This is a genomic window from Mesorhizobium sp. M1E.F.Ca.ET.041.01.1.1 (genome assembly GCF_003997355.1).
In the GTDB taxonomy this organism is placed as follows: Bacteria; Pseudomonadota; Alphaproteobacteria; order Rhizobiales; family Rhizobiaceae; genus Mesorhizobium.
Genome location: NZ_RZSL01000894.1, coordinates 1 through 1,789, shown reverse-complemented (window position 1 = coordinate 1,789; position 1,789 = coordinate 1). Strand labels below are relative to the sequence as shown.

General features: G+C 60.1%; 2 protein-coding genes and 1 pseudogene. All 3 read left to right on the top strand.

Going from position 1 to position 1,789, the window contains the following annotated elements; translation table 11 throughout:
* Positions 1-188 (top strand): annotated as a pseudogene (locus tag EOA38_RS35595) (hypothetical protein); the annotation flags it as partial.
* A gap of 397 nt (positions 189-585) precedes the next feature.
* Positions 586-840, top strand: coding sequence for a hypothetical protein (locus EOA38_RS35590; RefSeq protein WP_127301419.1), 255 nt, complete (start codon positions 586-588; stop codon positions 838-840).
* Positions 841-1,279: 439 nt separating this feature from the next.
* Entirely contained in the window at positions 1,280-1,702 is a 423-nt protein-coding gene (locus tag EOA38_RS35585) for a CBS domain-containing protein (protein WP_127301418.1), read from the top strand.
* Positions 1,703-1,789 lie beyond the last annotated feature (87 nt).

Genomic DNA, 1,789 nt, shown 5'->3' with positions numbered 1-1,789 from the left:
ATCTGCAGGTCGGGAATCCTGCTCCGCTGATCACCCATGCGGGTCTAGGCAGCGAAGAGGCCGACTTCGACGATTTGATGCGGCGCTTCCGCTGGCTTGTCGACAAGGTCGCAGCGGACGGGTGGTTTATGGCAACGGTCCTGCCGCAGTTGCATGTGCTGGCCTGGGGCAACAGACGCGGCGTCTAATGGATTCACCCTAAAGCGCGTCGCGCTGAAACGGATTCAGGTGACGCCCTTATGGTCAGGCGCACGGGTTCGGCTCCGGTTGCAAGGAGCAGCCAATCGTATTGAGAGGGCCGGCGCCCGTCTGCGAGTACAACTTCGCCGGAGCGTGCATCGATGCTCGTGACATTCGCATTGGACCAAGTCGATATCGTTCTTTGAGTAAAAGCTTCTCCGCGCAGCGGAATCCATTCCTCCGGTGCTTTGCCGGCGAGGTCGGCAAAGCGCCGGGCGCCGGCCGGGCAGCAGCTGATAGCGCACCCGATCCATCCGTCCGCCGGACGTGGTGGGTTCTCACTGCAACAAACTCCGTCATCAGGTATAGTCCCTAAGCGATCGCCGACGGCGGAGGAAAGAGCAAATGTCCGTGGATGCGGCACCGAGAAAGGTGGATGCCGAATATGCGATTGAATACCTCCAGGAACATCCGGAGGCCGGACTTTGCTGCGAGGATCAGCGCTGGTGGATAACGCCGAACGCCAACGAGACCGACCAGCAGGTCCTGCTTCTTGATGTGGTCGAAGCTGAGCGGCTCAAAGACGATCCTCGCCTTCGACTGTTGTCCGGGATCGCTCATGCGGGCCGGTCGCTCTGGGTCGTGAGGAGAATGACTTAACCATTTGCAATCGGCTAACACCCTGAGCTCCAGACTGTGCGTAGACAACGCAGCTGCACGTGCGCGCCGTCTCCGTCCGTGAACCTGCCGCTTCGCCGAGCCCTTCGGCCGGCTATCCCGTCCATCCGGCGATCCGGTATCATAAGCCTTCGAAGCATCGCCATGGCGCCGAACCGACGCCGCGTCCGTACCCTCGGGCCGGCCACTGGCAGGTATCGAATGTGAGGAACTTTTCTAACGCGAGGCATGGCGTCGGGGGTGCCGAAGAACATAGCGGCTGGACCGTTCGAAGAGAAGGCGATCGGTACGCACTCACCGTACTCGTCGATGCTCCACCAGTTCTGTGTCGACGCATCTCCTCATCATGTTTCCAGAAAATCCAGTCCGCGGTAACATATGACGGAGGGACATGCACCAACCTCAGAAAGGGAGGTCCGCCATGAAAGTCAAAGACGCAATGCACAAGGGTGTCGACTGGGTCAGCCCCGAAACCGCTGTCACCGAACTGGCGAAATTGATGCGAGCCGAGGACATCGGCTCGATTCCCATCGGAGAGAACGACCGACTGATCGGAATGGTGACCGACCGCGACATTGTCTGCAAAGGACTGGCGGAGGATGGTTTCGACAGCCGCTCCGCGACGGCGCGCGATGTGATGACGACCGGCATTCACTGCTGCCGCGAAGACGACGATCTGGCCAAGGCCATGCGGCACATGGAGGAACTCAAAATCCGCAGGTTGCCGGTGATCAACAAGAGTATGCGGATGGTCGGCATCCTCAGCGTCGGCGACGTCGGTCAGTCGGCGCCGAGGGAACTTGTGTCCGAATACGTCAAGAGCGTTTCCGCCCACCACCACTGAGGGGCGGCTCGCCCGGCGGATATTCGATATCCGTCGGGCTTCGCCCATGCTCGCGCGGGTATATTGCGCGAATAATAGATTGATATC